The following is a 4,822-nucleotide window of genomic DNA, read 5'->3' on the forward strand; positions in this document are numbered from 1 at the left end:
CGTAACATGGCAGAGCTCCTCTGAAGCGTCAGCGCCGTAAGGCGCAGCCCATTGGCAAGTGGTGCCCACTCCAGCAAGATCAACAAAATTTCCATCGTGGTTGAGGGTGCCTCCGTTGAGCCTCTATCGCTGGCTCGAGCAAGCGTCCGAAATTGACCTTGGCGTGTGGAATGGTCGCTGCCATCAGCGCTCTCTTCAAACGGCCCCCTCAAAGGTGTGGACTCTCACCTCTCAACCGTGAGAAAAACAAAACGCTTTTCTTTCGCACAACTGCTGCCGATTTCGGTTTTACCTCTACCTGTAAGCCGGCACATGGCTCTCACATGCGAATTGAAGCCTTTCGACGCACAGACGGACAAGTGCGTGCTCCTGGCCCACTAGAAAAGGCCGCCATGCAGCGCCGAGAAGAGAAAGATAGAGCGAAGCGCACCGCGGGCCTTACGCCTCGGAACTGAGCAGCGATCATGGAGTCAAGGGAAAATAAGAAGGCCGCCGAGCGAGAGGTAATCGAGCACCAACTCGCGAAGGTGGAAGCCAGTATTGCCGCCGTCGAGACCGCGGCAGAATTAGAGAGCGCGGAAGCCGCCGCATCGGACGCGCGCGAGGATGCTCCCTCCAAGGGTTCCGATCAGTTGGTCGCGCTGCTGATAGCGCGACTGCTACGGATTGCTCACCGAGACTAGGCTGGCTGTGTCTTGGTTCCGCTGTTGTCCTGCGTGAACACGAAGCACAGCTCCACAGCTGGGCGGTTTCCCACGTTCCACCATATTCGCCGAATTCTCTGCCATCATCGCCCCCCGGCGTGGCCCCCTGTTGGCCCACGGTCATAGATCAAGCTGGCATAAGGGAACACGCCCGCGACTGCGATTTCGCGGGCGTGCATCTTTTAAGCTCAATTAGGGGAGAGTGCAGCTACCTGTTCCACCATCACGCACGTAGTAATCCGTCGACAGAGAACCGTTGGCGGCGGAGATGACATTCAGCCCGGCACTGAGGAAAACGGGAGTGCTTCTACGGGTCGAACCATTCAATTGCGTAAGTGGCACGTCGTTGGCGGACACGTTCAACAGATACTTGCCGTTATCAAAGAGGTTGACGTAGGGCTGGGCGCGACCGGTGGCCGGGTTCAACGCGCAACCGGGTGTCACCGTAGTGTAGGATTTCGAGCTAGCTGCATACTCTAAGTCTCCGGATATCCGATTTCCGCTTGTATTCGGGATGCACATATTCGGCTGACCTGCGTAGGTCAAAGGCGCGTTGAATGAGTAACTGTCTGCCGGCGAGCCGGCCGGCGCAACGACTACAGTGTTGCTGCCATTAGCAAGCCAGACGCTGGCGTCTGGATTTAGGAACGTGACGGTGGCGACCGATGCACCATTTAGCGAAACAGTCGCAGTTGAAGTGCTGATAGGGTTGTAAAGCCCGGCTTGCACCATCGGCGCCATGCCGCTGACGGGATTAAGGGCGCATTGGACCCCGGCAGATGCATATGTCTTGCCGCTAGACCCGATCTGCTGGCCAGTAAGGGCCAAAGCTGGATGCCCAGAGCCACGCATATAAATAACGTGAGAAAGAAGAACGTCTTCCGGCTTTTCATTTTTTGTCGTCTTTCTTGCCGCCCCCGCCACAAGCCCAAACGTGATCTCTCAAGCTTTCCGCCGCAACGCGACAAAGCGCCGCCGCATCTTCGTACATTGCAGCCGTAAGAAAGCCAGAATCACTGGCATGCGTTCATTCCGCTCGATGCGGATATACAGGTGCGGCGCGGGCATCGCTCTCTGAAGCCGCATTGGAGTCGACGACACGAGCCTTGCTTACTGCGCGTAAGCTGCTTCAATCCGAGCTCTACTACGTGGAGACGTGTCTAGTGGGATCCTGCGTGGCTTCGGGCTGAAAGTGGGCCAACTACGCCAGAGCGGTTGAGCAGCATCGAGGACCTTGTCGTTGGGCATCCGACGCTCGAGATGATTCGAAGGCGTTGCTTTCGGCGGATAACGCTTTGCTAAAAGTTCGACATGTTTGAGAAGCTCGTCCGGGCGATGGCGCAATGACAAGCGCACCAACTGATGAGTGAAAGCTGGGGCGGCGTCGGCCTTCGCTGCGACATTTGCGACGCCCGCTGGTGATCCGCGTCAGGACGGCCGTGCAGTGCAGTCCCTTTGGCGGCACGCGAAACTGGAGACGGGGCAGTAAAGTGAGAAGCCCCCGGGAGAGGAAACTTCCAGCGGCTTCGTCGGGCGCAAATGGGGGAAACTCTCTTACCGTTTAGGTGGGGTTGGGGCACAGCACTTCTGTGCAGGTGCATGAGGTTGAGCTCCCACTGCCTGTGCATACACAGTAGTAGCAACCCGCGTCCATCTTGAGGGACATCACCGGTACGGGACTCCCGTCCGGGGCGGTCGCGGTGAAACCGGCTATCTTGCCTTCCTTCAGTATGGGTTTCATTAGAATGCCGTCGGGGGTTCGGTACTCCATATCAGGGAGCTGTTCCTTTGTCGCGCGCATGAAACGATCATCATCGATGAGCGTCAGTGTCATTGTCTTGTCCATAGCGCATCTCTCGTCGTGGATTGTGTTTCTAAGTCCGGATCTCCCGTGCGCAGAAGCGCCCGCTAAGCTTTGCTAACCAATGTTTCACGGAGAGTATCGCCCACACCCGTCGGAAGCACCGCGTTGCGGGGGATAAGTTTCTAGAAGCGTTTTTTTGAGAACGTTTCACGATGAATTCCGTTCCAGAGGTAGCAATTGCCAGAGCGGTAGCATTTTCGAATGTGTCTTGGGCAGAGCGATAAGGCGGGGGCGACAATCGTTGCTGGACGCGGGCTATCCCAATGGTCTTGCCGGCTGCCTCATGCGGGACTTGGCCCGGCGCTCGAAGGACGTCAGTCAAAATCGGCGGCTGCTGGCGCAGCTGCGAGCCGCGACGGTAAGGACCGGGCCGACGCAGCCAGGATCGGCGGCATGGACCGGCAGACGGTTGCGCGACTGGGTTCATCGCTTCAACGCCGGGGGACCGGAAGACCTCTTTGGATCGCAGCGCACGAGATGGGCAACTCCAATCGGCTCGATGATTACGCCGAGCGCAACGCCGGCGGCGTAGGCGGCGATATTCCAGAACGAGAAGATCCGCCCGAGCAGCAAGGCGCCGGGCAGGGTCAGGCGGAAAGCGTAGAGCCAGGGCGTATGGTAGAGCCTGAGCATTTCAACACAGATCGCGATCGTCATGGCGACGGCGGCGACCATCTGTCTGCCCTGTCGCCGGGCGAGCAGGGCGACGAGGAGATAGACCATCGTCGCCCAGAGGATCGAGCCGCCATATTTGACAACCAAAGCCGGCAGGCCGACGCTGGGCCCGAACGCGCGAAGGGACAGGCCCGCGATAATTACGATGGCGATGCGGATTAGGAGCAACGTCATGCTTGCGCCAAGGGGATGACGAGCGCGAAGGCGGTTCCTGGCGGCGGATCGGCGTCTTCTTCATCGACAAGGTCGATGCTTCCGCCATGCGATTCAAGCATGGCGCGCACGATCGCGAGTCCCATGCCCGTGCCGCCCTCCGCGCGACGCGTCGTAAAAAAGCTGTCGAAGATTTTGTCGCGGTTGGCGCGGGAAAGGCCGTGCCCGTCATCGCGCACAACGACCTTGAGATCGTCGCCGTTGCGCGAGCTCAAAATCATGAGCGTCTTCGCGCCGTGCCGCTGCGCATTGTCGGCGAGGTGCAAAAGCGCGACGCCGATGTTTTCCGCCGACATGCGGATGGCAACCGACAGCGGGCCGTCCGTCTCGATCCGGAGAGAGCTGAAGGTCGAGCGCAATTCGGCGACGGCCGCCTCGAGCGTTGTCACGCCGGCGACCGGCGTTTCTTCGGCGTGGGCAAGTTCTCGCAGCCGTCGCACGATCGTGGCCAGACGGTCCGTATCCTCGATGATATTCCCCAGAAAGCGCCGCCGCTCTGCCCCGCTCATGCTGTGCGGGGTTTCGATATCGTCGCGCAACAGTTCTGCCGCGCCATGGATTGAGGTCAAGGGAGATTTCAGTTCGTGCGAGACATGTGCGGCGAAAGTGGCGATGAAGTCCGACCGGTTTTGCAACGCCGCGGCCATGTCGAGGAAGCTCTGCGTGAGCTGGGCAAATTCGGCTGTGCCGTGGTGGGTCATCGGCGTGAGGGCCTCCCGGTCGCCGCGCGCGATCGCGGTGGTGCGGGACATCAGCTCCCGGATCGGCCGCGTGAGCGCGCGCTCGAAGATCCAGCCGATCAGCAGGGCCAGCGCCACGATTGTCGCGCTGGCGGCCGCGACCTTGCCGCGCTCCTCGTAGAAATTCTTGAAGACGTTGCTCGGCGTGCGCGAGGCGTAGACGACGCCCGCCACCCGCCCTCGCAGGACTACCGGCATGGCGGTGAAGACGCGCACGGCTGTTCCCCGGCTCCAGGAATAGAGCGGCGGGGGGGCGTGCTTGGACATGCGCAGCCGCATCACGCTGCGGAAACCGCCGCGCAAGGCTGCCGCGACCTCTTCGACATGCGCAAGCGACAGACCGACTTCTTCCCGGCCCGCGATCACTACCCCGCGGGGATCGAGCAGGCGAAAGCCGGCGAGCGTCGTCTTCTGGGTCTCGATCAGGTCCGGCGCGAGCCTTTCGCCGAGCGCAAGAAAGGCCGGATCGGCCGGGAGGGGAGCAGAGAGCTGGCCCCGCTTGTCTGGACAGGTCCCCGCGGATTTTGAGTGGATCTCTGCCGGGGTTTGCCGAACGCGGGGCGGGTCGATTTTGTCGCGGCGGCGGGAGGGCGTAGCCCGACCAGAGCGGCGACAAAATCGACGGC

The 4,822-nt window shown here is 60.7% G+C and carries 4 protein-coding genes and 1 pseudogene; 2 read left to right on the top strand and 3 right to left on the bottom strand.

Going from position 1 to position 4,822, the window contains the following annotated elements; translation table 11 throughout:
• The first annotated feature begins 464 nt into the window (after positions 1-464).
• Positions 465-683 carry a hypothetical protein gene (locus ACR652_RS24305; protein ID WP_434509045.1) on the top strand — a complete coding sequence of 73 codons (219 nt, stop codon included), beginning with the start codon at positions 465-467 and terminating at the stop codon, positions 681-683.
• Positions 684-896: 213 nt separating this feature from the next.
• Here ACR652_RS24305 and ACR652_RS24310 read toward each other — a convergent pair whose 3' ends face one another.
• Positions 897-1,628, bottom strand: coding sequence for a hypothetical protein (locus ACR652_RS24310; RefSeq protein ID WP_434509046.1), 732 nt, complete (start codon positions 1,626-1,628; stop codon positions 897-899).
• A 1,223-nt stretch (positions 1,629-2,851) separates the two neighbouring features.
• Between ACR652_RS24310 and ACR652_RS24315 the strand changes: the two are divergent.
• Positions 2,852-3,025 (top strand): annotated as a pseudogene (locus ACR652_RS24315) (helix-turn-helix domain-containing protein); the annotation flags it as partial.
• Here the strand turns inward: ACR652_RS24315 and ACR652_RS24320 are convergent.
• Both ACR652_RS24320 and ACR652_RS24325 read right to left on the bottom strand, forming a co-directional pair.
• Positions 2,992-3,417, bottom strand: coding sequence for a DUF2809 domain-containing protein (locus ACR652_RS24320; protein WP_434509047.1), 426 nt, complete (start codon positions 3,415-3,417; stop codon positions 2,992-2,994). The pseudogene ACR652_RS24315 and the gene ACR652_RS24320 overlap by 34 nt on opposite strands.
• Positions 3,414-4,822: ATP-binding protein (locus ACR652_RS24325; RefSeq protein ID WP_434509048.1), on the bottom strand; the 1,409-nt coding region annotated here is incomplete at its 5' end. The genes ACR652_RS24320 and ACR652_RS24325, both read right to left, overlap by 4 nt.

Origin of the sequence: Methylocystis sp. (assembly GCF_051061225.1) — a bacterium.
Classification (GTDB): Bacteria; Pseudomonadota; Alphaproteobacteria; order Rhizobiales; family Beijerinckiaceae; genus Methylocystis.

Bases quoted from the DNA above. Each gene is read 5' to 3' on its own strand.
- ACR652_RS24305 (WP_434509045.1), top strand. From the start codon at position 465: ATGGAGTCAAGGGAAAATAAGAAGGCCGCCGAGCGAGAGGTAATCGAG.
- ACR652_RS24320 (WP_434509047.1), bottom strand. From the start codon at position 3,417: ATGACGTTGCTCCTAATCCGCATCGCCATCGTAATTATCGCGGGCCTG.